This is a genomic window from Halobacteriovoraceae bacterium, from assembly GCA_020635115.1.
GTDB lineage: Bacteria > Bdellovibrionota > Bacteriovoracia > Bacteriovoracales > Bacteriovoracaceae > JACKAK01.
This window is the reverse complement of record JACKAK010000002.1, coordinates 130,726-154,674: the sequence shown is the minus strand read 5'-3', so window position 1 is coordinate 154,674 and position 23,949 is coordinate 130,726. Positions and strand designations below refer to the sequence as shown.

At 32.6% G+C, this 23,949-nt stretch carries 23 protein-coding genes and 1 other RNA gene; 14 read left to right on the top strand and 10 right to left on the bottom strand.

Going from position 1 to position 23,949, the window contains the following annotated elements; translation table 11 throughout:
• Nucleotides 1-309 precede the first annotated feature (309 nt).
• Nucleotides 310-1,656: a glycosyltransferase family 39 protein gene (locus tag H6622_03020; protein MCB9060478.1), complete on the top strand. Its 1,347-nt coding sequence runs from the start codon at nt 310-312 to the stop codon at nt 1,654-1,656.
• Here H6622_03020 and H6622_03015 read toward each other — a convergent pair.
• The 8 genes from H6622_03015 to H6622_02980 form a co-directional block, all read right to left on the bottom strand.
• Nucleotides 1,648-3,462, bottom strand: a complete 1,815-nt coding sequence (locus H6622_03015; GenBank protein MCB9060477.1) for a DUF2723 domain-containing protein — start codon at nt 3,460-3,462, stop codon at nt 1,648-1,650. The two genes, H6622_03020 and H6622_03015, sit on opposite strands and share 9 nt — an antisense overlap.
• Nucleotides 3,449-4,051: a CPBP family intramembrane metalloprotease gene (locus H6622_03010; GenBank protein MCB9060476.1), complete on the bottom strand. Its 603-nt coding sequence runs from the start codon at nt 4,049-4,051 to the stop codon at nt 3,449-3,451. Before H6622_03010 ends, H6622_03015 begins: the two co-directional genes overlap by 14 nt.
• The gene (locus tag H6622_03005; protein MCB9060475.1) at nt 4,041-4,775 is read right to left on the bottom strand and encodes a hypothetical protein; all 735 of its coding nucleotides are present in this window, start codon (nt 4,773-4,775) and stop codon (nt 4,041-4,043) included. Before H6622_03005 ends, H6622_03010 begins: the two co-directional genes overlap by 11 nt.
• On the bottom strand, nt 4,765-5,652 hold the full coding sequence (gene ugpE / locus H6622_03000; protein MCB9060474.1) for a sn-glycerol-3-phosphate ABC transporter permease UgpE: 888 nt from the start codon (nt 5,650-5,652) through the stop codon (nt 4,765-4,767). Before ugpE ends, H6622_03005 begins: the two co-directional genes overlap by 11 nt.
• A complete protein-coding gene (gene ugpA, locus H6622_02995; protein ID MCB9060473.1) occupies nt 5,649-6,536 on the bottom strand; it encodes a sn-glycerol-3-phosphate ABC transporter permease UgpA in 888 nt (295 codons plus the stop codon). Before ugpA ends, ugpE begins: the two co-directional genes overlap by 4 nt.
• The gene (gene ugpB, locus H6622_02990; GenBank protein ID MCB9060472.1) at nt 6,536-7,834 is read right to left on the bottom strand and encodes a sn-glycerol-3-phosphate ABC transporter substrate-binding protein UgpB; all 1,299 of its coding nucleotides are present in this window, start codon (nt 7,832-7,834) and stop codon (nt 6,536-6,538) included. The genes ugpA and ugpB overlap by 1 nt, the downstream gene beginning before the upstream one ends.
• Nucleotides 7,831-8,868 carry a sn-glycerol-3-phosphate ABC transporter ATP-binding protein UgpC gene (ugpC, locus tag H6622_02985; GenBank protein MCB9060471.1) on the bottom strand — a complete coding sequence of 346 codons (1,038 nt, stop codon included), beginning with the start codon at nt 8,866-8,868 and terminating at the stop codon, nt 7,831-7,833. Before ugpC ends, ugpB begins: the two co-directional genes overlap by 4 nt.
• 97 nt (nt 8,869-8,965) lie before the next feature.
• Nucleotides 8,966-9,502, bottom strand: a complete 537-nt coding sequence (locus H6622_02980; protein ID MCB9060470.1) for an AgmX/PglI C-terminal domain-containing protein — start codon at nt 9,500-9,502, stop codon at nt 8,966-8,968.
• 132 nt (nt 9,503-9,634) lie between these two features.
• Between H6622_02980 and H6622_02975 the strand changes: the two genes are divergently transcribed.
• From H6622_02975 to H6622_02945, 7 genes are all read left to right on the top strand, one after another.
• Complete coding sequence (locus H6622_02975; GenBank protein MCB9060469.1) at nt 9,635-10,642, top strand: hypothetical protein; 1,008 nt, start codon at nt 9,635-9,637, stop codon at nt 10,640-10,642.
• 62 nt (nt 10,643-10,704) lie between these two features.
• An RNA gene (gene ffs, locus H6622_02970) (signal recognition particle sRNA small type) lies at nt 10,705-10,799 on the top strand.
• Nucleotides 10,800-10,898: 99 nt separating this feature from the next.
• Entirely contained in the window at nt 10,899-12,548 is a 1,650-nt protein-coding gene (gene dnaX, locus H6622_02965) for a DNA polymerase III subunit gamma/tau (GenBank protein ID MCB9060468.1), read from the top strand.
• Nucleotides 12,549-12,558: 10 nt separating this feature from the next.
• The gene (locus H6622_02960) at nt 12,559-12,873 is read left to right on the top strand and encodes a YbaB/EbfC family nucleoid-associated protein (GenBank protein MCB9060467.1); all 315 of its coding nucleotides are present in this window, start codon (nt 12,559-12,561) and stop codon (nt 12,871-12,873) included.
• Between the two features lie 3 nt (nt 12,874-12,876).
• Nucleotides 12,877-13,470: a recombination protein RecR gene (gene recR / locus H6622_02955; protein ID MCB9060466.1), complete on the top strand. Its 594-nt coding sequence runs from the start codon at nt 12,877-12,879 to the stop codon at nt 13,468-13,470.
• A gap of 14 nt (nt 13,471-13,484) precedes the next feature.
• Nucleotides 13,485-13,967, top strand: coding sequence for a hypothetical protein (locus H6622_02950; GenBank protein ID MCB9060465.1), 483 nt, complete (start codon nt 13,485-13,487; stop codon nt 13,965-13,967).
• On the top strand, nt 13,967-14,572 hold the full coding sequence (locus H6622_02945) for a GTPase domain-containing protein (protein ID MCB9060464.1): 606 nt from the start codon (nt 13,967-13,969) through the stop codon (nt 14,570-14,572). The genes H6622_02950 and H6622_02945 overlap by 1 nt, the downstream gene beginning before the upstream one ends.
• Here H6622_02945 and H6622_02940 read toward each other — a convergent pair.
• On the bottom strand, nt 14,569-15,783 hold the full coding sequence (locus H6622_02940; GenBank protein ID MCB9060463.1) for a hypothetical protein: 1,215 nt from the start codon (nt 15,781-15,783) through the stop codon (nt 14,569-14,571). The two genes, H6622_02945 and H6622_02940, sit on opposite strands and share 4 nt — an antisense overlap.
• Nucleotides 15,784-15,856: 73 nt before the next feature.
• A complete protein-coding gene (locus tag H6622_02935; protein MCB9060462.1) occupies nt 15,857-17,068 on the bottom strand; it encodes a zinc carboxypeptidase in 1,212 nt (403 codons plus the stop codon).
• 79 nt (nt 17,069-17,147) lie between these two features.
• Between H6622_02935 and mtnP the strand changes: the two genes are divergently transcribed.
• The 6 genes from mtnP to murF are packed head-to-tail and all read left to right on the top strand — an operon-like array spanning nt 17,148 to nt 23,924.
• On the top strand, nt 17,148-17,987 hold the full coding sequence (gene mtnP, locus H6622_02930; GenBank protein MCB9060461.1) for an S-methyl-5'-thioadenosine phosphorylase: 840 nt from the start codon (nt 17,148-17,150) through the stop codon (nt 17,985-17,987).
• Complete coding sequence (gene rsmH / locus H6622_02925) at nt 17,984-18,904, top strand: 16S rRNA (cytosine(1402)-N(4))-methyltransferase RsmH (protein MCB9060460.1); 921 nt, start codon at nt 17,984-17,986, stop codon at nt 18,902-18,904. Before mtnP ends, rsmH begins: the two co-directional genes overlap by 4 nt.
• A gap of 24 nt (nt 18,905-18,928) precedes the next feature.
• Nucleotides 18,929-19,261, top strand: a complete 333-nt coding sequence (locus tag H6622_02920) for a hypothetical protein (GenBank protein ID MCB9060459.1) — start codon at nt 18,929-18,931, stop codon at nt 19,259-19,261.
• A 4-nt stretch (nt 19,262-19,265) separates the two neighbouring features.
• The gene (locus H6622_02915) at nt 19,266-21,173 is read left to right on the top strand and encodes a PASTA domain-containing protein (GenBank protein MCB9060458.1); all 1,908 of its coding nucleotides are present in this window, start codon (nt 19,266-19,268) and stop codon (nt 21,171-21,173) included.
• Nucleotides 21,166-22,539: a UDP-N-acetylmuramoyl-L-alanyl-D-glutamate--2,6-diaminopimelate ligase gene (locus tag H6622_02910; protein ID MCB9060457.1), complete on the top strand. Its 1,374-nt coding sequence runs from the start codon at nt 21,166-21,168 to the stop codon at nt 22,537-22,539. The genes H6622_02915 and H6622_02910 overlap by 8 nt, the downstream gene beginning before the upstream one ends.
• A complete protein-coding gene (gene murF / locus H6622_02905) occupies nt 22,533-23,924 on the top strand; it encodes a UDP-N-acetylmuramoyl-tripeptide--D-alanyl-D-alanine ligase (GenBank protein ID MCB9060456.1) in 1,392 nt (463 codons plus the stop codon). Before H6622_02910 ends, murF begins: the two co-directional genes overlap by 7 nt.
• Nucleotides 23,925-23,949: the final 25 nt, after the last annotated feature.

Here is a 23,949-nt window from a genome sequence, read left to right as displayed (position 1 = left end):
TTTTGGCAAACATCAACACAAGCAGTGTTGGTAAGAGGAAAAAATATTCATTTGTATAATGTCCGTGAGTAACATAAAGCATTATAAAAAAAACAAAGAATATTAATATAAATTTCACGTTAATAGCTTTCATCCATTTATAGTATAATTTTGCTATGAGTTGTGACTAGTAAAATATTGATTAAAATTTTTCAAGCTTCATTCTAAGAGAGAAAAAATATTACAAAGTGTAATTTCAAACTCAAGCATTTCTTTTTGTCATAAAAATTGTATATTAGATTCACAAATATATATAAAAATGGTTTTAAAATGAACTTTATTAGAGCGAATTATCTATTTATATGGCCCTCACTTTTATTCACAGTATTAGTATTTAATCAATCTTGGGTTCCTGGAATGTTTCATGATGGCACCCTTTATTCTGCGTTAGGAAAAAATGCAGCTTTATATGGGCATTGGCTAGTGCCAAAAATGAGTGATACATATTATTCACAATTTTTTGAACATCCTCCTTTAATTTCTATTTCATTAGGTATTCTTTTTAAAATATTCGGGGTGAGTTGGACAACATCTCGACTATTTAATCTGTTTTTTGGACTCGCAAGTCTATTTATGATTTGGAAGTATTGTTTGCGTTTTCACAATTCAAGAGTCGCTCAGTTTGCAATTGTTCTGTTCACGATGTGTTTCCCAATCATAAGAATATGTAGATTCCCAAACATGGATATGGCGATTGTTTTATTTTCAATAATTTGTTTCTATTTTTATAAACTATCTGTTGAAACCGGAAAAGTTCACTTTATACCACTAGGGATAAGTTTTGGAATTGCACTATCATTTAAAGGACATGCTTCTTTTTTCATTCCGTTAATTATTTGCATTGACTATGCAAGCTCAAATCAATTTAGTTATAAAAAGACCTTGCTTTATTTTTGCGGATTTCTATTAGGATTGCTTATTTTTTCCATATGGCCAATAAGTCTGTATTTGACGAATAATTTTCATGGTTTTAACTATTGGTTTGAACGTCAGTTCATATCTACCGTTGTTAAAGGCAGGGACAATGAAGAATCAAACTTTTTTGGTTATATTCTTATTCTTCTTAGAGGTAGTATATTTTTAGTCATACCAACCATTTATTTATTTAGGAATAAATTCAATCTTAAAAAATATAGATTTCTTTTAGTATGGATACTTGGAATACTTATTCCATATTCCTTTATGAAATTTAAATTAGGCCATTATATTGCCCCAATATATCCTGCATTATGTATAAGTTCGGCGATTGTTATTATTGAAAGCTTTGAATTTGCGCCCTATCGTTTTAATCAATTTCTTAAATATATAACTGCAATTATTTCGATTATCTTACTATGTTTTCCACTTACAAGTAGAATTAGAAGAGATAAAGATCTAATTAAAATTCTAGATTATATAAATACTGAAAAATTTATGCAAAAAAATTTGATTTTAAACGAAGGATCGTATGCATTGTGGAACTTTGCAAATTTGGTGAGTTTTATGACAGAAAAAAATCCTGTTGTAAAAAAAATTGATGAGAATGAAAAAGGACTAGTTATAAGTAAAGAAAAATCACTTTTTAATCATAGGCCAATCTATAGCTTTAATTCTTTGAAATTATTTTTATTAGAGTGAAAATTCAAAATAAGAGTAATCAATTATATTTTTATAAAGTAGACCCTCTTGACATTCTTTTGCGTTTGGATCATTTAATGTTTTACATAGCTTTAATAAACAAGGCCCACAATATTCAACCTGTTCAATAGATTTTTGATAATATTTTTTTGCATTATTAAAATCGTTAAATTCGAGATTAAAATTCCCAAGTTTGAAATTTTTCAGACTATATAAGTGATAAAAGAAAAGTTCTTGATGATATTTATTAGTAATATCTTTCGTAAGATTGATATCATGTCTAAACTGGAATTTTGCCGAGGTATCCTTAAAAATTGTATCAAAATGTTTTTCTGTAAGATAATTATAAGTTCCAAGATCCAAATATTGAATGCTTTTTGCAGGAAGAGGTACATCACTAGTGAGAGCAAAAAAATTAAAATGCTTATTTAGTGAATAAAAGTAATGAGATAATGTATTTGATTTTATAATTTCATCATAATCAGGAGATGGAATTTTTTCTTTATAGAAATTATAGACTTTTTTTAAGTAATCAATTGAGAAGATGCTTTTCGGAAATATTATAATGTCTTGATATTTTTTTAAAACAAACTGTACATAAAATGTTGCAAAAATCTGAGTGTCACCCCACAGGAAGAAAATATCTTTCGATGGATCTAGTTGTGACATAGCATTTAACATTGTGTCTTCAATTATTGTATTTTGAGAAAAATTATTCATTTTCTTATTAAGAATGATATTCGAATAAATATTTAAGATGCTAAAAAAAATAATGACAAAAATATATGTTTTTTTGAGGGGGATATAATTGAAGATTGAAACTGTAATAATTGCAATCATTAACTGAGGGAATAAAAAAAATCTTTCTATAATCTCCCTTGAAACATGATTAACATTTGTATTTGTTAATCGGAAAAAAATAAAATAATAAAATCCAAAATAGATGAGGAAAGGAATGATGAAACGAAAATTCAGTTTAGATTTGAAAATCAAAAATATACTAAAAATATTAATAAAAAAATAAATGAAAAGTTCAAGAATAGAATTTTCTAGAAAAATATCTTTGATGAGGAAATTATAAGATTCAGGTATGTTTTTGGTGAGCTTTAATGTTCCATATTGTTTTCTTAACAAATAGCTAAAAAAATCATTTATGCTTTCAAGTTTAAAAATAGTAGTAATAGAACTTTGATCGGGTAAAAATAATGTAAGATTTATAGCAAAGTAAAGAGCAATATTTAAAAACATGTGCATAAGGGATTGTCTTAGATTTTGATGGGCCTTATGTTGCCAGATTTTATTAATAAGAAAAGGAAAAAGAAAGATAGTGGTTTGGTGGTTACAACACCCAATTGTAAAAACATAGGCCAGAATGTAATAGGGGAAATTTTTTCTGTATGCATAAAAAAAGACAGAAACGATAAAACAATGCAGCATAAAGACATCAGGAAGTAGTGAATAGCGCCAAAATATTGAAGAGCTCGCAAGTACCAAGGGAAATAAAAATTGTAATGATTTAATTTTTATCCCTTCAAAAATAAAATATAAAGTGGATACAGATAAAAATACTGTTAGAATTGAAGCTGAATGGAAGACTGATTTAAAACTAAATACATTCGTCCAAAAAAAATAAAGGTGGGTATAAATTGGATATCCGGGTGGATGTATTAATCTGTAGAGATAGGAATTCGTAACAGTTTCCCCTGTGTCTAGTGTTTGTACTGTATAAGGAGCACAAATAAAGAAAACGATAAAGATCAAGACAAGCGAGATTAATAGAGGATATTTTTCCTTAACGAATTGCATACAATCCAATTGCAAAACCAGCATTAAATAAAAAGTGGTAAATAATGGGATTGATCATTCCAGCTTTTTTTCTGGCCATACCCAATCCTATTCCCAGGATAAAAGTATAAAAAGATTGATAAAGGACAAATGCCCTGAAGGCCTCGACAATGACAAAATAAGCAAAAAAATGCGAGAGTGAAAAAACAAGACTTGAAACAATAACTGCCCAACTTCGATTAGGAGTTAACTCTCTTATTGGTTCCCATAAAGAAAACCGGAAAATAAGCTCTTCAATAACAGGAGCAATAAAGAGTAGAAAAAGTAAAATTTCATAAGATTGGAGATCAAAATAAATATTTATTTTTAAAGAAGATGCCAGGATGGAAGTTAAAATTCCTCCAAACAAAAATGATAGATAAAATATCTTATCAAATCTCAAATCCCAAAATTTGAAATGATTTCCATAGAAATATGTAGAAATCAAAAAAAACGATATATCAAAAAAATAAGAAAAATAGGGAACTGTTTCAGCAAATTGATAATTAGTTAAATAATGTCCTAGGGCATAAAAAGATAATAATACAATTGCAATTTTTTTAGACTTCATTTACGAACCTACGTAATGTTTGAACTTCATTTGAAATTATACCATCAACTTGCAAATTTAATAGTTTTTTGAAACTTTGGACTGTATTTGCTGTGTAAGGATAAATTTTTTGGGAATGTTGCTTGAGTTTTGATACAATCTTCTTGTTAAGATATTTATAATTTGGGTGATAAGAATAGCTTTTAAGTTCTTCTATGAGATTTAAGTGAAGTAAAAAACGAGGAGAGTTATTTAGTATCCCGATCTTTATATCCGAGTCAATTGATCTAAGAATTCTTAAAAATGAATAATCAAAACTTGAAATAATCAACTGACTATAATTAATATTATTTTTTTTAATCAAATCAATTAATGCTTTTGCCATAAGCATTTTCCGCTGTTTTGTTTTAATAGTTTCTTTTTTAACTTCGATATTTAAAATAATTCGTTCTGAAAAATTCAAGATTACTTCCTCTAAGGTTGGAATACTTAATGAAGGAGCATTTGTTATTGAAAACTTTTTTAAATCATCGAGTGTATAGTTAAGGAGTGTTCCTTTAGCTTTAATACATCTTCCAAGTTTAAAGTCGTGAGTTACGACAATTTTAAAATCTTTTGTAAAATGGACGTCAAACTCAATCATATCTGATTTTTCATCGGTTGCACTATTAAAGGCAGGAATTGTATTTTCGGCATAACAAGAACTGTTTCCTCTATGAGCAATGACAAGTAATTTATTTTTCATTATCTATTAATCCTTTAATAAACCATTTTTGCATAATTATAACAATCAATGTTGGAGGAATGAGTATGAGTAGTCCCGCGGCCATTGCTACATTCCATTCTGGTAATTCATCTACTTTTGGAATGAGATCTTGTAATCCTACTACAGATGTTTTCATATTAGGCGAAGTCGTTATAAGTAATGGCCATAAATATTGATTCCAACCATAGACAAATATGATCACTGCAAGTGAAGCAATATTTGTTTTTGAAAGGGGCAGAATAATTTTGAAAAAAAACTGCATGGGTGTTGCACCATCAATTTTTGCAGCATCACAAATTTCATCAGGTATAGTTAAAAAAAACTGACGAAACAAAAATGTTGCAGTTGCTGATGCAATGAGAGGGATAACAAGACCACTATATGAATTGAGTAGTGAAAATTCTAAGTTTATATTGATGTTACTGAGTACATGGATAATTTTGTTAATAGGAGACAAGATATTTGAGGCAACTTCATAAGTAGGCAAAATTCGAACTTCAACTGGGAGCATAAGGGTAATAAAAATCATCCAAAAAAGTATATTTTTCCCTCTGAAATTAAAATAAATGAGTGCAAACGCTGAGAGGATAGAGATAGATATTTTTCCAATTGTAATACTCATTGCCATGATAAAAGAATTGATCAATTGCTGAGACATGTTGACTTTGACGAAAGCTTTTTGAAAATTGTGGAATAATTCAACTCCGGGATACAGAGGCATTGGAGATTTCATAACTGTTGCAAGATCATGAGTTGCAGCGATGAAACAATAGTATATCGGAAATATGATAAAAATAATTCCAATGATAAGGAACACGAAGGTTAAAATATCTAAAAACTTATTCTTTTCTATCATAAATAATTAACCTTTTTTTCAATAAACTTAAACTGGAATATGGTAATGAAAATGGTCAAGATCATTAATATCACGGATTGAGCTGCTGATTGTCCAAGATCAAGTCCCACAAAACCATCTGTATACACCTTATAAACTAAGATATTGGTAGCTCCTCCTGGCCCACCTTCAGTCGTTGTATGAATAATTCCGAATGTATCAAAAAAAGAATAAATCATATTCATAATCATTAAAAAAAATAAGGTTGGGGATAATAAAGGAAATATAATACTCCAAAATCGTTTTATAGGGCCAGCACCATCGATCACTGCTGCTTCTAGAATTGATTTTGGAATCGCTTGAAGTCCAGCTGTAAAAAAAACAAAATTGTAACTAATCTGTTTCCATGAAGCAGCAATAATGACTAGAATAAAAGCATGCGACTCATTCAGAGTTGGATTCCACTCAAAACCTAGAACGTTGTTCAAAAAATATCCAATACTCCCAAAAGTTGGGTGAAAAAGAAACATCCATAGAATACCAGCGATTGCAGGGGCCATAGCATAAGGAAGTATTGTGATTGTTCTTGTAAGACGTTTATATCTTATTGTCCTATTTATAAGTACTGCCATGAGTAAACCTATTGACATTGAAAGAAAAACTGTTGCAAAACTAAAGCCCAAAGTACGAGCAAAAGAATTTAAGTATTGATCACCTTCAAACAAAATTTCAAAAATTTCAAACCATACAAACTCACTTTCCCCTCCAAATGGATCTGAAATTAAAAAGGCCTGCTTAAGAGCAACTCCTGCAGGCCAAATAAAAAAAACAAATGTGATAAGAATCTGTGGAGCAATAAGAAAATAGGGCAAAAATCTGTGAGGGTAGATGGATTTTTTATCCATCACTTTGACCTTCTTTTCATTGTTCTATTAAATTGCTTAAGAACGAGATTGCCCCTCTTGACAGCATTATTGAGACCTTCTTCTGTCGAAACTCTCCCTGACCAAATTTTTTCAAGTTCTTCATTTATAAGTTCCCTTATTTGAGTAAATCCACCTAAACGTATTCCCCTGTTAAGTTTGCCCGGTGTTCCTCTTAATAATTGTGAAACGGCCACTTCTTGTTCCGGAAATTGGTCATAGTAACCACTTTCTTTTAATTTTTTATATGAACTTTTGGTGATTGGTAAATATCCTGTTTGCTTATGCCACCATTGTTGTGTTTTATCACTTGCGATAAACTTGAAGAAATCAGCAACTCCTAGGTACTCTTCTTTTTTATGTCCTTTAAAAGTCCATAATGTGGCCCCTCCAATGATACTATTTTTTGGACCAATATCTTTATAATGAGGTAATGTCGTTGCTGACCATTTAAATTTAGACAGTTTTCTCACAGCTGACATTGATGACGATGTGTCCATCATAAACGCGCATTTTTGAGAGAAAAATGCACTTTTGGCCGGATCACTTCGTCGTCCTTCATAGGAGAATATTTTGCTTTTTAATCCCTCTTTCAAAGAATTGATATTTTGAATAACTTTCTGATTATTAAAAGTAAGTTTTACATCTGTCCCTTTGAAACCATTCTCATTATCAGAGAAAGGAAGATTATGAATTGAGCTAAAGTTTTCAAGAAGTATCCAAGATTGCCAAGCGATGACTGCTCCACATTGGTTTCCGTCAGAGACAATTTTTTTCGACTGTGAAAACAACTCTTCCCATGTCTCAGGTGGTTTTGTAAAACCTGATTTTTTTAATATATCCTCATTGTAATAGAGAATTGGCGTTGATGAATTAAATGGTAGTGATAATAAATTACCTTCTTGGTCCTGATAATATGAAACAACAGGATCTAGATAATCATCCCAATTCACTTTAATATTATTATCCGCAAACAATTTATAGACTGGATAGATTGCATTTGAGTTCATCATAGTTAAAGTTCCAACCTCAAAAACTTGAACGATATGAGGTTGTTTCTTTCCTCTATAGGCCGCAATCGCAGCATTTAGATTTTCAGTGTAGTTTCCTCTATATGTAGCAATGACTTTATAATTTTTTTGAGAACTATTATAGTCTTTAACTAATTGATCTACTGTTTTACCAAGTTCTCCACTCATTGAGTGCCACCAATTTATTTGATGTGGTTGTCCAAAAATGTTGGAAGTCAGAAATAAAAAAAAGAGACCAAGTTTGTTCATAGATTTGTCCTTGTTAGATTTGCCGAAAAAGTTTGCTTACTAAAACGATGAATATCCTCATTGCGAAAATATAGTTTCAATTTATTGAGCTCCGAATTTCTTAAATTTTTATCTAATCTGGCCGTAAATTCTTGCCCGTAAAAATTCATATGCACCAATGTTTCACCACCTAAAGGCTCAATCAGATTCACATTGGCCTCAACTTCATAATCAGTGTTATCACTTATAAGAGAGAATTTTTCAGGTCTTATTCCTAAAATAATATCTTTATTGTCAAATTTATAACTGCCAAAGGTTGAATCCACATCGATGAGATTCATGGGAGGATTGCCCATGAAATTTGCGACAAAAGTGTTAACGGGATTTTCATAGACATCAAGAGGATGCCCAACTTGTTCTATTCGACCATCTTTCATGACAACTATTTTATCAGCTAAAGTCATGGCCTCAACTTGGTCGTGTGTAACATAGACAACTGTTGTATTAAGTTTTTTTTGAAGTTCCTTTATTTCTTTACGCATTGTAGTTCTTAATTTTGCATCAAGATTTGATAAAGGTTCATCAAAAAGAAATACCTTAGGTTTTCGAACAATCGCCCTCCCCATTGCTACTCTTTGTCTTTGACCTCCAGACAATTCCGAAGGTTTACGTTTTAAGTAAGAAGTTAATCCCAATATTTCTGCGGCCTCATTTACTTTTTGATCTATAATTTCTTTGGTAACTTTTTTTAATTTTAATGAGAACGCCATATTCTCATAAACAGTAAGGTGAGGGTAAAGTGCATAGTTTTGAAAAACCATGGCAATATCTCTATCTTTTGGAGATAATTCATTAACCATTTTATCTCCGATCCATATTTTTCCATCTGTAATTGTTTCGAGTCCAGCGATCATTCTAAGGACGGTCGATTTTCCACATCCTGATGGCCCTACCAGTACAACAAACTCCTTATCTTCAATTTCTAAATCAATTCCATGGACAACTTGATTCTTCCCATAACTCTTCACCAGACTATCCAAACGTATGCTGCTCATGGTTAGCTCCTTAAATAAAACATATGTAAATTTATCGATAGATTACTATTATGTCACATTTACGCGCGCTAAAGGTATAGATAGTACGAATTTAGTTTTAAAATATGATGGGCTGATTAACCCTGATATTTCTATTGGCCATATTTTTTGGAAATTGAAGTTCATAGAGTTTTTCAATCATACAGGCCTTAGCACCCATATCTAAGGTAGATTCGCCAATTCCAACCCTTTGGATTTTGCCATCAGGTCTAATCGTAAAAACAAAGGTAACCTTTGAGCGAGATTTTGAATTTTGATCATAGGAGATACATTGGTTAAGATTACTTGAATGTGAAGCTAAAATTCTGTGAACTATTTCAGAAGTGGTTAGGGGAGTGTTTCTCTCTACTTTTCGAAGTTTTTTGGGGTGTTCACTTTCAAACTGCAGATAATTTGAGTCTCTATCGCTCTGACCAACATCGTTTTTATCAGCTTCTACTACTTCATAGAAATAGGCCGTATCTAAAAAATAATCAATTTTTGAAAGCTCCTCTTGCGGAACTTCCCAGCGAACGTCGTTCATCCACTGTTCAGTTTCAGTATGCGAACATGAAATCAAAAAAGCGGCAAATATACATAAAATAAATGTCTTCATAAGAGGTGTATAGCTCGCTGCGCAACGTGCAGCAATTCATTTATGGCCCTAAGTAATAAATACTTGCTTTATGGTCATACCTTAACAGATTCTTAAATAGATTGTACTTTGAACCCTATAGGGGCATGGCATATGAATAAATATTTATTATTTTTTTTAATCAATTTTGTACTAATATTTCACACAGCTTTAGGTGATTCAGCACAAGTTAAAGAAAATTGTTTAGTTAAAAGGGCCGCTTTTGACATTGGATCTGGTTCTACCAAAGTAAAAGTGGCACTTGTTGATGTGTGTAAAAGTCTGATTAAAAAAAATCTATTCGAAAAGAGTATTAAAATTGATTTCAATGAGGAGCTAGAGCGTTCTTCATTTTCTTTTTCTGAAAACTTTGTAGACAACGCCATCTCTAGAATCCATAACCTTCTTAGGCAGGCCAAAAGTTTTGATCCTACAAGCATTGTTGGGGTTGCCACATCAGCTATTAGAAATTCAAATAATGGACGTGACTTTGTAATTAAGCTCAAAACAAAAACAGGATTAAACACAAAAATCATCACCCAAGAAGAAGAGGCAAAAATTGGCTTTTATGGAGCTTTGGCCAGCACAAAATATTCAAAAGACTCCATACTTGTATGGGACATTGGCGGTGGAAGTATGCAATTTATGGCCATCAATGACCAAGGAAGAGAGAGAATACAAAAGGGAAAGCTGGCCTCAGTTACTTTTAAGAACAACATTATTAATGATATTCAGAAGTCTAAAAAATTATCTCCAAATCCCATATCTAAGGATGATTTCAAGAGATCATTTGAATTTGCAAAGAATCTTGCTGCTGAAAGTGTAGATAAGGATTTTTTTGAACTTATTCCTAAGAAGAAGATTCTTGGTATTGGTAGCGTTCATTATTATTCTGTCTCTAAGCAGGTAGGAAAAAAAACATATTCTAAACTTAATATTGATAAGAAAATAAAAAAATTACTTAATAAAACAGATAAACAAATTGGTGGGAGCTATGCTGACACACAAGTGAGTAATCTCATTCTTGTTTCTGCCTTTATGGAGCAACTTGGTATTGGTAAAGTTCACGCCCTTAGGGTTAATAATACAGATGGTGTTCTCATAAATAACCAGTATTGGTAAAACGAGCTTTTACCTATTTTTCTTTACATTACCCTTTTAGAAAATTATGATGCCCCCGGCAGTTGGAACCGCTGCAGCTTTTGATTTTGTGAACCCCGCCAGGTCCGGAAGGAAGCAACGGTAGCAGATGATTTTGTGTGTTGTATGGTCCAGCTGCCGCCTTTTGATGCATTTCAAATATCATTCATTTTTAGGCAAAATCGCTTTTTGATGTTATATCTAGGACTGTACTAGTTAGAGAAAGAGGCGCGATTCTATGTCATACCAAGTATTAGCGAGAAAGTGGAGGCCAAAAAAGTTTGAAGACGTAATAGGCCAGTCGCATGTTACAGAAGGTCTTAAAAATGCCCTAAATCATAATCGGCTTGGACATGCTTATCTTATGACCGGAACAAGAGGGGTTGGGAAAACGTCTGTTGCGAGGATTTTTGCCAAAGCTTTGCGTTGCAATAATCGGACTTCTGATGGAAATCCCTGCAATCAGTGTCAGTCATGTATAGAAATAGATGATGGCAGCAGTATTGATGTACTTGAGCTTGATGCCGCTTCAAATAATAGTGTCGATGATATTCGTCAGATAGTTGAAAATGTTCAGTATCTTCCTTCGAGTGGAAAATACAAAGTCTATATTATAGATGAGGTTCACATGCTTAGTGTGAACGCGTTTAATGCACTTTTAAAGACGCTGGAAGAACCTCCTGAACATGTAATATTTGTGATGGCCACAACCGAGGCCCAAAAATTGTTGGGCACAGTATTGTCGCGCTGCCAGCGTTTTGATTTTAGGCATGCTTCTTCACAAGATTTAAAAAATCATGTTTTAAAACTTTCTAAAGAAGAAAACTTTCAATTTGAAGATGAGAGACTTGTTGATTACGTTGTTAAGCTGGCCAGAGGTTCTTTTAGAGATGCTCTATCTTTGCTCGATCAAGTTTTAAGTTTTAGCAAAGATGGAAATATTGATGAGGAAACGGTTGTCTATGCTTTAGGTATGGCCAGATTATCGGCAATAAAAGTATTGCTGGAGAGTATTTTAATTGGTGATCATCAGAGTATTTCAAAAAAATTTAGGAGCATTCTTGCAGAGAACGTTTCAGTGGAAAATATATTTCTTTCACTACTTGATTTACTTTTTGATGTAATTGAAGCGATCGATTTACCAAATGTATTGTCGACTCTTATAGACAATAAGAAACTGGAGGATATAGAGGCCTCGGAGCTATTTTGGATTTATGAAGTTTTATCTAAGGATTCTAGTTGGGTTTTACATTCTCTATGCCCTGATAGTTCAGCAATTTTAGTTTTAAAAAAAGTTGCTCTACGCCGAGAGTTTTTCACGAAGAAGATTGAAGGACAGAGAAAAACAATTGTAAAAAAGGAAGAAAAAGTAGCTGATTTTTCTGAAATAAGAAAAGAACTCGATAAAGTCTCACTCGAGCAAAAAGAAACAAAACAAGTGCCTGTGCAAGAACAGAAAGAAGCCCCACAAAAAGAATCTAAAAGTTGGGAAATGTTTTTGAACTTTCTGATGAAAATTTCACCGGCCATGGCCAGTAACTTAGAACAGGGAAATATTATTGGAGAGCTCGATTTGCAAGCTCCCATTTTGGAACTTAAATTAGGCTTTTCTAGCTCATCAAAATTATTCTATGATTATCTCTCTGAAAAAGGAGTGTATGATCGTTTAAAAACACAAGCTGCTCAGTATTTTGAAAAAGACAAAGATAAAATCCAATTAGTTTTAAAACTCGAAGGAAATGAGTTTTTGTCACTTGCAGATTTGCACAAAAAAGAAATACTAGAAAGTAAAAAATTGAAAGAAGAAAATTTAAGGGGTCACCCAATGGTTTTGAAGGCCCAAGAAATGTTTAACAGTCAACTTGATAAAGTAAGTATATCGGATTAAGGAGAAAAAAATGGCCAAAAATATGAATGCTCTTTTGAGACAGGCCCAACAAATGCAGTCAAAGTTATCCACATTACAAAAAGAACTTGAAACAAGGGAGCTAGAGACTTCTTCAGGTGGTGGAATGGTGACAATTCGTATAAACGGTAAACAAGAGCTGCTGGATTTAAAACTTAATCCAGAGTGTGTGGATCCATCAGACGTTGAAATGCTTGAAGAACTTATTAAAACAGCAGTTAACCAGGCCGTGAAAGAATCTCAAGAAATGGTATCAAGTGCGATGTCAAAGGTTACTGGTGGTGTAAATATACCTGGATTATTTTAAGGTATGGAGTATCCTAGTAAACTTCAACAAGCTGTTGATTCATTTTCAAAATTGCCAGGTGTCGGCCCAAAATCAGCGATGAGATATGTGATGTCACTCATTAACTGGAAAACAACAGAGCTGCAACTTTTTGGCGAATCCATAAAAAACCTCTCAGAGATCAAATATTGTGAAGAATGTGGGCTTTTTAGTGATGAGGCCATTTGTGAAATCTGCTCAAATCAACAACGTTGGGAGGATAAAACTCTTTGTGTTGTTGAAAGAATCACCGACTGCATGGCCATTGAACAAAGTGATACCTATCGAGGGGTCTATCATATTTTAGGTGGAGTACTTAACCCTCTTATGGGAGTAGGCCCACAAGAATTAAAATTAGATAATTTTTTTAAGAGAATTGAGCAAAAGAAGATTGAATCAGTCATTTTAGCGATTAACCCTTCCGTTGAAGGTGATGCAACGTGTTCTTACATTAAGCATGAATTACCCTCCGATATTCGTGTGGAAAGAATAGGATTTGGCATACCGATTGGTGGTAATCTAGAATACTTAGATGCAATGACAATTTCAAAGGCACTTGAAAATAGACAAGCGTTATAACTGAAAGGTTAAGAATGAACTTAGGCAAAGAAATAGGTCAATTCTTTAAAAAAAATCCAGCGAGTTTTATTGAAAATTATCAATGTTTTATTTGCCGATATGATGGCATCTTGGTTTATAGTAATTCAGTAGAGGAAAAAAGCTTAGATTTAAATTCAATTTGTGCATTGCTCGGGGGGGTTTGGCAGGCCTCGGCCGGTTTGGCGGCATTTATAAAAGACGCTGAAGCGATGAAAGAGTTTCGTTTGTCATTTGATTCAAGTTCAAGTGGTGTATTTGTTCTTCCCTTGAAAATTAATAATACTGAATACTATTTTGGAACGATGTATTCTAAGGAAATGAATCCTGGGCAATTGAAATCTAAATTGCGTTTCTACAGAGATAAGATTCAAAATTTGGATTTTTCAACAAAACAAAAAAAAGATGATAGATTTTTATTCAACGACATTTCAGATGATGAAATGGACAATTTATTTTCATTTAGTGGAGAGGCCTGATGTCATTTGTGAATTACCACACGAAAGAAATTAACTGTAAAATTGTATATTATGGGCCTGGACTTTGTGGAAAAACAACAAACATCCAATACGTTTATCAAAAGACCAGTGGGGATAATAAGGGCAAGATGATTACTCTTAACACTGAAAATGAAAGAACGCTCTTTTTTGATTTTCTACCTCTGGAACTTGGAGAGATTAGAGGTTTTAATACCAGGTTTCATTTATACACAGTGCCGGGGCAAGTTTTTTACGAGGCCAGTAGAAAGCTTATTTTACGTGGTGTAGATGGAATTGTTTTCGTGGCCGACTCCCAAGTCGAAAGAATGGAGGCCAATCTAGAAAGTTTGAAAGGATTAGAAAAGAACCTTTCAGAACAAGGATACAGTATGACTACTATTCCAATTGTTATGCAATGGAACAAGAGAGATCTTCCAAATGTTTCTTCAGTTGATGATTTATCTTCTCAGCTTAACAGATGGAAATTTTCAGAATATGAGGCCAGTGCAACTCGAGGAAATGGAGTTTTTGAAACTTTAAAAGGTATCAGCAAACTCGTACTTATGAATCTGAGGACAAATATTCAAGAAGAAAGTAGAATTTAGTTAAGAAATTTTTTATAATGCAGAAAAATAATATGTGCCTCGAGAAGTGCTTCTTGCGAATAAAAGCTAGAACGCGCACTAATTAAATGATGGCCCTTTACTATTCCTAAATTAATCCCTGGAAAGTTCTCTGGAAATTTTGCAAGTTTTGCTTCAACAACTCCATCATTTGCACTAGAGCTATTAAAAATAATTTTAGCAAGAACCATCCAAAGGTGACTTTCATACCATTGAGATTCAAGAGCAACAGAAGTGTAAAAAGCTCCGTAAAGCAGATTGTCCTTATTCTCTTCGAGCCATTTAAGTCTAAATGATTCTAACAAACATTTTTGAAATTCTTGCGAGATTTTTTCTAAGTCTCTTTCACTATCAGTGTATATTCCTGTGCCATTGTGGTTATGTATAAATTCTGCCAGTTTAAAAACTAAGCTTTCAATATGCGAGGAACCCTGAATGGGTGAAGCTATGCAACTGAGTCCTTGAATATGCTCACGTGCAAAATCTTTGTATTTGGCCATCATATGAAGGGCGTCAATTCCACCTTTTGAATAAGCAAACAAATAAAATTTTTCTTTTGGATTATGTTTAACCAGTTTTGAGATCTGCTCATAAAGCATATCTTGATTATGAAAAGAACTTTTGATCCCACTTACCTGTCCATTAATATATCGAATTGAGTACTTTTTAGATAAATGAGCGGCAGCTCTTTCGAATGCTTCAGTTTTAAAAAGCTCATTAAAAACTCCTGAAACAAGAACGATTGTCTCGGCGATTTTAGGTACTCTTAAAGTTGTTTCATAGTGTGGATTTGCATAACTATATTCTAGATCTTCATAGATTGCTTGAAAAATTTCTTGATCACTTATCAGAGTCTCTTTGATTGGTGTTTGAGAAATGACATGATCTATTATGTAGTGATGTTTAAAATTATCTAAGTGGGAAAAATCATTCTTAGAAAAGTCTATCAATGAGTTCAAAAATTTAATATAGGAATGCCCTATCCAAACACTAGATCCGACAGAGTCTTTGATTAAGTTGAGAGCTGATAGAGAACTAGGATCTTTGATTGCTCCTTTTAGTCCATCAAAAAATTCTTCAGCAGAGGTTTTGCAAGCGTTTTGCAAAACCTCTTGAGATTGTTTCACTCTTTTATAATGCCTCGACTTTAGCGATTGATATTCTTTTTGTAATTGACCAAGAGAGGCCAACATAATTACCTCCAAATAAATAAAATACTTTGGTGATGTATATCAGTCAATAAAATCTAGTTAAGTAAAATTTTTTTTACTCTATAACGCTATAGGGATCTGCACTATTTTTAATCAAGTAAAGTATTGGATTAAGATTTTCTCTAAAAGTACTTTCAATTATCGAAGTACCTGGATAAAAATTTCCTCGAGATCTGGAGAATCTTGGGGAGAGTTCAAAGGTAAAACAAAAAATCCCTTTTTCTCCATAGGCCCAGTCACAAGTGTCCCCTGAGACCTTGTAAAGATCGATTCCTCTCATAGGGCTATACTTATTCCACTTGGCCATGTCTTGTGCCATTTTTTTAAACACTAATCCATCTTTGCCCACAACATCTTCTGTTTTATGGCCCCAAGGATACAGAATCATTTCACCAAATGTATGAACACTTAAAAGTACTCTAAGATTTGGTTTTTCATCGACAATTTTTCTTATGGCCTGTGTTTCTGGTTCAGAAAAGGGATGTGGCCCCATATATGTATCTGACCAAGTTCTACTTGAAGAACCACCAGTTCCCCACATAAAAGAATAATTTCTGTTAAGATCAACTCCCAGATCTCCACTATGGTTTTCTTGTCTGTTTTTTCTCCAGTATTTATATTTTTTGCCTTTTATATCATGGATCACTCCATCTGGATTAAGCATAGGAATGAAGATAATCTCACGATTGTCGATCAAATTTTTAATCTCTTCATCTGATTGATAATTTTTTAGAAGATAGTTAATCGCTAATAGGGGAATTTCAGTAGAAAGATGTTCTCTCGCATGATGAGTTCCAACAATTAATGTTCCAGGAGGCAAACTTTCCTTTGGCCATAGCGATTTATTTTTAATGATAAGTGCAGGTATTTCTCTTCCTTCAACAGATTGACCAATTGTAATAAGTTCTGAAATATTGGAATATTTCTTACTTAATGTATTCAGCTCATCCAATACCTCATCATATGTATGATATGGTTCATCTCCCTTTGGAAATTCTATTTCATCACTCAGCACACTAAGGCCATCGTGGACGTGCTCATCTTTTATCATATAAAATTGAACGATTTGTTTTGGAAAATTTTCTTGAATATACTTGAGATGTTTTTCATTCATTACTGAATAAACTCTATCTCCTAATACTTGATCAATATGGATAATTTCTGCTAGTTTTGTTCTTTCATTAGAATCTTTTGCTTTAAGCTCTACAAAATAATTTTGTGCAAAGAGATTACTAGAAAACAGTAATATAAAGATAAGCATTTTCATTTTGACATTCCTTCGTCATTTGTTGTTGTAAAGTGCATTATGTCATTATACGATTCTATAGTCCATAGAGGAGTGGAACATGAAAGATAAAATTAGATTTGCTATTATCGGGGGCTCTGGACTATACAATATTGAAGGGGTGGAAATTCTTGAAAAACTTGAATTTGATACCCCATATGGTAGGCCTTCAACTCCTGTTTACACTGTTGGTACAAAAGAAGGTGATAGAGCATATTTTATTGCTAGACATGGAGCAAATCACGAATTTTCTCCAAGTGAAGTCAACTATAGGGCCAATATTTTTGTCCTTAAAAAACTTGGTGTAGAAATTCTCTTATCTGTCTCAGCAGTGGGTTCTCTCAAGGAAGAACTCCCGCCCAAAACACTTTTTTTACCTGATCAGTTTATAGATTGGACTAAAGGACTTAGAAAAAGGACTTTTTTTGAAGATGGTGTGGTAGGACACGTATCTTGTGCTGATCCGATCTCAAATGAATTAAAAGATATTATTTATACTCTTGCAGTAAAACAAAAAATTTCTATTCAAAAAAATGGAAGTTATATTTGCATTGAAGGCCCACAATTTTCAACCAGAGCAGAATCACAACTTTACAGATCTTTTGGGGCCAGTGTAATAGGGATGACAAACGTACCAGAGGCCTTTTTGGCAAAAGAGGCGGCATTGGCCTATTCAACATTAGCACTTGTGACTGATTTTGATTGTTGGAAAGAAGAAAATGTAAATGTAGAAGAAGTAGTGACTACGATGAAGTATAATCAAGTACAGGCCAGTATTTTAATAAAAGAATTAATCTCTTATTTTTCACATCATGAACTGAAATATGAAAAATTTAATAAAAATGTCATTATGACAAAAAATGTAAAACTAAATGAAACGATGAAAGTAATATTAAAATGATTTATACACAGCACTATTCGGTTCTTAAGAATGAAATACTTGATTATTTTGATGAAAATGCAAAAGCAAATGACAAGGTGCTGTTTGCTGATCTCACATTTGGAGCTGGAGGTCATAGCTTTGCAATTCTAGAGAAATTTACAAACGCAAAAGTCATCGCTACAGACCAGGATCCAGATGCATTAGAAAATGGTAGAAAAAATATTCAGCAAAAAAAGTATGAAAGTCGTATTCATTTATTAGATACTAATTTTGTCCACTTTCCTGAGCTAGTAGGTGAAGATGAGTTATTTAGAGAAAACTACGGATTAGATGGAATTTTACTTGATCTTGGTGTTTCGAGTCATCATTTTGACAAAGATTCTAGAGGCTTTTCATTTCGAAATGATGCCGAATTAGATATGAGAATGAATAATAGATCAGTTTCTGATCAAGTATCAGCGAAAGAGATAATAAATACGTATGAAGAAGGTGAGCTTGCAGATCTCATTTTCCATTATGGAGAGGAGCGTTATTCTCGCAGAATTGCTAAAACAATTGTTGAAACAAGAATCAAATCTCCGATAAATACAACTAAGGAATTAGAAAACATTTGCTTTCATGCTTACCCAAAGAAAAATCGTTTCGGTAGAATTTCTCCTGCTACAAGAACTTTTCAAGCATTACGCATTGCGGTCAATAGAGAACTAGAGGTTCTAAAAAATGTTTTACCCGGTCTTGTGCCACTGCTTAAAAAAAATGGTAAAATATTTGTGATTAGCTTTCATTCGCTAGAAGATAGAATTGTAAAGCACTCTTTCAAAGAGCTAGAAGATTTGAATATTTTAACCAAGAGACCAATTCTACCAAGTGAAGAAGAAGTTAAAGAAAATTCACGTTCACGTTCAGCAAAACTTAGAATTGCTGTAAAAAAATGATTTTTTTAAAAACCAGGAGGGTTTATGAAAAGGCCAAAGTTAAGAAAGAAAACAAAACAAACATTCTCTGAAAAATGTATTGAGTCAATGAAAAATATCATTTTCAGTTCGCAAGGCCTCCCCATTTTTTTAACTATTACAATTCTTGGCGTACTTGTTGTTCTTTTTAGAATGACTAATGTAGAAATGGAATACAAGTTAAACGCTCTTGATAAAAAGATTTTGGCCGTAAACTCAGTTCAAAAAGAATTGAAAGCAAAAAAAGCGAGACTTTTAAGTGTTAAGAATTTGCACTTGATGGCAAATAAATATAATCTTAATACACCAAAACAGGAGCAAATCATTTTAATTAAGTGAGTGGATGGTTAGTAAAAAACGTATAACAATTGTTTTTGTTCTCTTTTGTCTTGCTCTAGTTCTTATACTAAGTAAGGCCTTTTATATTCAAGTGGTAAATCGCGCTAAATTGTTGGCCTTTTTTGAATCACAGACAATTCGTACTTACAAAGTATACTCAAATCGTGGAGATATTTATGATCGAAATGGCAGACCTCTGGCCATCAATATAAAAACTTACAGCATCTTCACAATACCAAAGAACGTCAAAAATGGTCTTTCTTCGTATAGAACTTTGACTGAAATAGTTCCTTCCTTAGATTTTCAGCAAATTAAGATGAAGATTTTAAAAAGAAATAAATACACATGGATTGCGAGAAAAATACAACTGAGCGATGAACAAGTTGCAAAAATCAAAGAAATTGAAGGCATTTATATTGAAAAAGTTCCAAAGCGATTCTACCCGAATAATGAGATGGCCTCTCAAATATTAGGCTTTGTTGGAGTTGATAACTCTGGACTTGCAGGGGTGGAATATCTTTTTGATGAAGATCTAAAAGGAGGAGCTAAGGTTGTAAAGTATTTTAAAGATGCCAAAGGAAGGCCAGTAAAATTTGAAAATGAAGAAAATAAAAAGGCCAAGAGTAAAGACATTCATTTATCTATAGATATTGAGCTACAGGCAATTGCTGAAAAATATCTACGTAAAATGGTACTTGAAAGCCAAGCAAAGATGGGAGGAGTTGGTATCATCGATGTCATATCTGGAGAATTACTGGCCCTTGCAAATTATCCAACATTTGATCCAAATAATTTAAAAAAATCAAATTCTAAAGACAGAAAATTATCATTTGCAACCGATCCAATTGAACCAGGTTCAATATTTAAAATTCTAACTGTCGCTTCGGCCTTGGAACAAAACATTGCCAAACCTGATACAAATTACTATTGCGAAAGAGGAAGACTCAAAGTTGAAGATCATATTATTAGTGAAGCAGAATCAGTGAAGAAATACGAATGGCTATCTGTATCTGATATTATTAAACATAGTTCAAATGTTGGAACAACGAAACTCGCATTTGACTTAACATATCCTCGTTTAAAAAAAACATTAGATATATTTGGAATTGGAGAAAAAACAGGGGTAGAAATTCCAGGTGAATCGAGAGGAATAGGACCTACAACTGAGAATGTATCCCCATTAAGTCTAAGTAATATCAGCTTTGGACAGGGGATTGCTGTAACAGGAATACAAATGCTCTCTGTCTATGCAACAATTGCAAATAGAGGAATCTTAGTAAGACCAACGCTACTAAAAAATAGACAACCTAGTGAGCCTTTAAGAGTTCTTAGAGAAAATACGGCCATAGAACTTGAAAAAATGTTAATTGAAGCTGTTGAAGATGGAACTGGGAAAAATGCAAAAATTGAACATTTTACTATTGCAGGTAAAACTTCAACTGCTCAAAGACCTGATGGACAAGGTGGATACACTGGATATATTCCAGGATTTATTGGTTATCCTGTAAATGTAGATAATAAATTTGTTATTTATGTCTATATTGATGGCCCTCAGGGTGAGAAGTATTATGGAAACCAGTTGGCCGCACCAGTGTTTAAAGAAATTGCCCAGCACATACTTTATAATGATAAACGATATCACAATTTTGCTAAACAATCTGAAACGAAAACTAAATTTGTTATAGATAAAATTGAAGTAAAAAATGCAGCAAGTAAAAAATATGGACAAAGTCAAATTCCAAATTTAAAAGGATTGGATAAAAAAACGGTTCAACAAATTCTTGAAAAAATGGGACTAAAAGCGCAGCATCGTGGAATTGGAGTTGTGTCTGAACAATTTCCTGAACCCGGAGAAAAAATTCAGGCCGACGTTGAACTTAAAATATTATATCGGCCACCAAAATATGAATAACTCAATTCAATCTATTTTAAAAAAATATTCTATAAATTGTAATGAAGTATTTACTGATATAACTCTCAATCTTCAAAATGCAAAAGCAACAGAGATTGTATTTTATCATACCCGAAATAGTATTAAAGATATTAAGAACTTTAAAGATAGAGTCGAACATTCAAAAGCCAAACTAATAATTGGTAAAGAAAAAATAGAGCTTAATGATAAAAGATTGTATTGTATTCAAAATGAATTTGATAATCTTTTAAAAGAACTTTGTGATCTTTTTTATCCTGTTAAAAAATATCCTAAATTTATTGGTGTTACCGGGACAAATGGAAAAACAACCGTGACAACTTTAGTTGCCTCACTGCTAAACTCCAAAAATATAAAGACAATAACCATTGGTACAGTAGGAGTATTTTTAAATGAAAAAAAACTGCTTGATTTTCATGGAACGACTACTCCCTCATATCTTGATTTGCGAAAAATCCTTTATCGTTTAAAAGACGAAGAAATCACATATTGTGCTATTGAATTGAGTTCTCATTCTTTAGATCAAAATAGGTTACTTGATATCCCTATTGAAATGGCAGCTTGGACAAATCTCACTCAAGATCATTTAGACTATCATGAAAATATGGAAAAATACCTATGTGCCAAATTAAACATTTATAAATCATTAGTCGGCAAACTTTTTATACCTGAGGATTCTAAAGATCTTGAAGAGAAACTATCAGAAAAGAATGTTCAATTTGTAAAGGCCAAGATACTTGAAGCTTATAAATGTAATAATCTACCACTTATTTTTTCAAAAGGCTTCAATAAGTCAAATCTTGAATTAGCATTGGCCGTTGTAAGTGAATTAACTGGAATGAGCTTTCATGGGCAGGACCTATCTTTTTTAAGGCCACCCAGGGGAAGATTTAATATTTTGGAAACGAATAAGGGAGTTATTGTTGTTGATTATGCTCATACCCCTGATGCATTAGAAAATATTACAAAAACATTGAAAGATATTTATCCAGACAAACCACTTATCACTTTATTTGGTTGCGGAGGAGATAGGGATAGATCAAAAAGACCATTGATGGCCAAGGCAGTTGAAAAATATTCAGATATTATTATCTTAACAACTGATAATCCAAGAACAGAAGATCCACTTCAAATTATAGATGATGCAAGTAGTGGACTGTCCGGCCGAAAAGAAACATATAAAATATGTTCTAGAGTTGAAGCAACAAAAAAAGGCGTGGAATTAATGAATAGTCACATTTTTCTTTTGGCCGGGAAAGGACATGAAGAATACATGGATAAAAATGGAGAAAAAGAATTTTATAGTGATTTTCAGATTATAGAAAATTTGACGGGAAAAAAATGGTAGAATATCAAACATTCATTGAAGCAAAAGAAGAGATACTCGAATTTTACAATAAACGCGGTTTGAAACAAAGCTTTGAAATCTGTACTGATTCTAGAAAATATAAAAGAGGTCAGTGCTTTATTGCGATTAAGGGAGATAATTTTGATGGAATACAATTTCTTGAAGAAATTATTCAGCAAAATTGTCCGCTATTTATATGTCAAATGTCAGATGAAGCTATTGAACAAGTTGAAAAATATTCAATTTCACACTCATCAACCCAGTTCATTATTGTGAAAAACTCGGTAAAATATATCCAAGACCTGGCCACATTACATAGACAAAAATGGTCAGGAGAAATCATCGCACTAACTGGATCGAACGGAAAAACAACGACCAAAGAGATGCTTTTTCATTTTATGAATGGATTATTTCCTGGAAAGGTAATCGCGACACAAGGAAATTTAAACAATCATTTAGGTGTTCCTTTTACTTTGTTCAGAATCCAAAATGAAACCAAATACGTAATCTTAGAAATGGGCACCAACCATCCAGGTGAAATTAAAGTATTGTGTGATATAGCTGTACCAAATCATGGAACAATTACCAATATTGGAGAATCCCATTTGGAATTTTTTAAAACAAAAGAAAATGTTTTAATTGAAAAAAGTGAACTCTTTCATGCAATAATGAAAAATGGTGATGGTAAATTTGTCCTTAACTGTGAAGATCCGCTTTTAATTTCTTTAGAAAAAAAATACCCTGGGAAAAAACTCATTAAATTTCAAAATGATGAAAACTATTTAGTTCAAAAAAATTCAAATTATGCTTTCCAAATAAGAGCGGAGGTGGTCGATCTTAAAAATGACCATCTGGTTGGGAGGCATAATTTTTTAAATCTTGCGCAGTCATACTTGCTTGTTCACAGTCTATTTCCTAAAGAAAAAAATAAACTACAAAAGCTCATTTCAACTTTTAAACCAACTTTAGGCAGAAGTGTCTTTCAAGAAAAAAAGGGCATTATCTTTTTTAGTGATGCCTACAATGCAAACCCATCTTCGATGCGAGCTTCCCTGAGAGGTTTTAAAGAATATTTAATTCAAAAATCCATCTCAGAAGATAAGGCCCTCTATATAATAGGAGATATGAATGAACTTGGAGATTTGGCACCTGAATTACACAAAGAAATTGGTGCGTTTGTAAAATCCTTAGGAGTGTTAAATCCTATTTTCGTAGGGAGATACTCAAAGTATTTAATGGATGGGTATAAAGATAATTTGTGCATTGTGTATGAAAGTAAAGAGGAACTTGAACAAAATCTAAGCAATCTTCTCATCGGAAAAGATCATGTTTTTCTTAAAGCAAGCCGCTCTTTACAACTTGAGTCAATAATAGATATAACTTAGGGTTATCTTTTTTAAGGATTAACTA

Excerpts from the sequence above, each read along its gene's own strand:
- H6622_03020 (MCB9060478.1), top strand. The coding sequence starts at position 310 with ATGAACTTTATTAGAGCGAATTATCTATTTATATGGCCCTCACTTTTA.
- H6622_03015 (MCB9060477.1), bottom strand. The coding sequence starts at position 3,462 with ATGCAATTCGTTAAGGAAAAATATCCTCTATTAATCTCGCTTGTCTTG.
- H6622_03010 (MCB9060476.1), bottom strand. The coding sequence starts at position 4,051 with ATGAAGTCTAAAAAAATTGCAATTGTATTATTATCTTTTTATGCCCTA.
- H6622_03005 (MCB9060475.1), bottom strand. The coding sequence starts at position 4,775 with ATGAAAAATAAATTACTTGTCATTGCTCATAGAGGAAACAGTTCTTGT.
- ugpE (MCB9060474.1), bottom strand. The coding sequence starts at position 5,652 with ATGATAGAAAAGAATAAGTTTTTAGATATTTTAACCTTCGTGTTCCTT.
- ugpA (MCB9060473.1), bottom strand. The coding sequence starts at position 6,536 with ATGGATAAAAAATCCATCTACCCTCACAGATTTTTGCCCTATTTTCTT.
- ugpB (MCB9060472.1), bottom strand. The coding sequence starts at position 7,834 with ATGAACAAACTTGGTCTCTTTTTTTTATTTCTGACTTCCAACATTTTT.
- ugpC (MCB9060471.1), bottom strand. The coding sequence starts at position 8,868 with ATGAGCAGCATACGTTTGGATAGTCTGGTGAAGAGTTATGGGAAGAAT.
- H6622_02980 (MCB9060470.1), bottom strand. The coding sequence starts at position 9,502 with ATGAAGACATTTATTTTATGTATATTTGCCGCTTTTTTGATTTCATGT.
- H6622_02975 (MCB9060469.1), top strand. The coding sequence starts at position 9,635 with ATGAATAAATATTTATTATTTTTTTTAATCAATTTTGTACTAATATTT.
- dnaX (MCB9060468.1), top strand. The coding sequence starts at position 10,899 with ATGTCATACCAAGTATTAGCGAGAAAGTGGAGGCCAAAAAAGTTTGAA.
- H6622_02960 (MCB9060467.1), top strand. The coding sequence starts at position 12,559 with ATGGCCAAAAATATGAATGCTCTTTTGAGACAGGCCCAACAAATGCAG.
- recR (MCB9060466.1), top strand. The coding sequence starts at position 12,877 with ATGGAGTATCCTAGTAAACTTCAACAAGCTGTTGATTCATTTTCAAAA.
- H6622_02950 (MCB9060465.1), top strand. The coding sequence starts at position 13,485 with ATGAACTTAGGCAAAGAAATAGGTCAATTCTTTAAAAAAAATCCAGCG.
- H6622_02945 (MCB9060464.1), top strand. The coding sequence starts at position 13,967 with ATGTCATTTGTGAATTACCACACGAAAGAAATTAACTGTAAAATTGTA.
- H6622_02940 (MCB9060463.1), bottom strand. The coding sequence starts at position 15,783 with ATGTTGGCCTCTCTTGGTCAATTACAAAAAGAATATCAATCGCTAAAG.
- H6622_02935 (MCB9060462.1), bottom strand. The coding sequence starts at position 17,068 with ATGAAAATGCTTATCTTTATATTACTGTTTTCTAGTAATCTCTTTGCA.
- mtnP (MCB9060461.1), top strand. The coding sequence starts at position 17,148 with ATGAAAGATAAAATTAGATTTGCTATTATCGGGGGCTCTGGACTATAC.
- rsmH (MCB9060460.1), top strand. The coding sequence starts at position 17,984 with ATGATTTATACACAGCACTATTCGGTTCTTAAGAATGAAATACTTGAT.
- H6622_02920 (MCB9060459.1), top strand. The coding sequence starts at position 18,929 with ATGAAAAGGCCAAAGTTAAGAAAGAAAACAAAACAAACATTCTCTGAA.
- H6622_02915 (MCB9060458.1), top strand. The coding sequence starts at position 19,266 with ATGGTTAGTAAAAAACGTATAACAATTGTTTTTGTTCTCTTTTGTCTT.
- H6622_02910 (MCB9060457.1), top strand. The coding sequence starts at position 21,166 with ATGAATAACTCAATTCAATCTATTTTAAAAAAATATTCTATAAATTGT.
- murF (MCB9060456.1), top strand. The coding sequence starts at position 22,533 with ATGGTAGAATATCAAACATTCATTGAAGCAAAAGAAGAGATACTCGAA.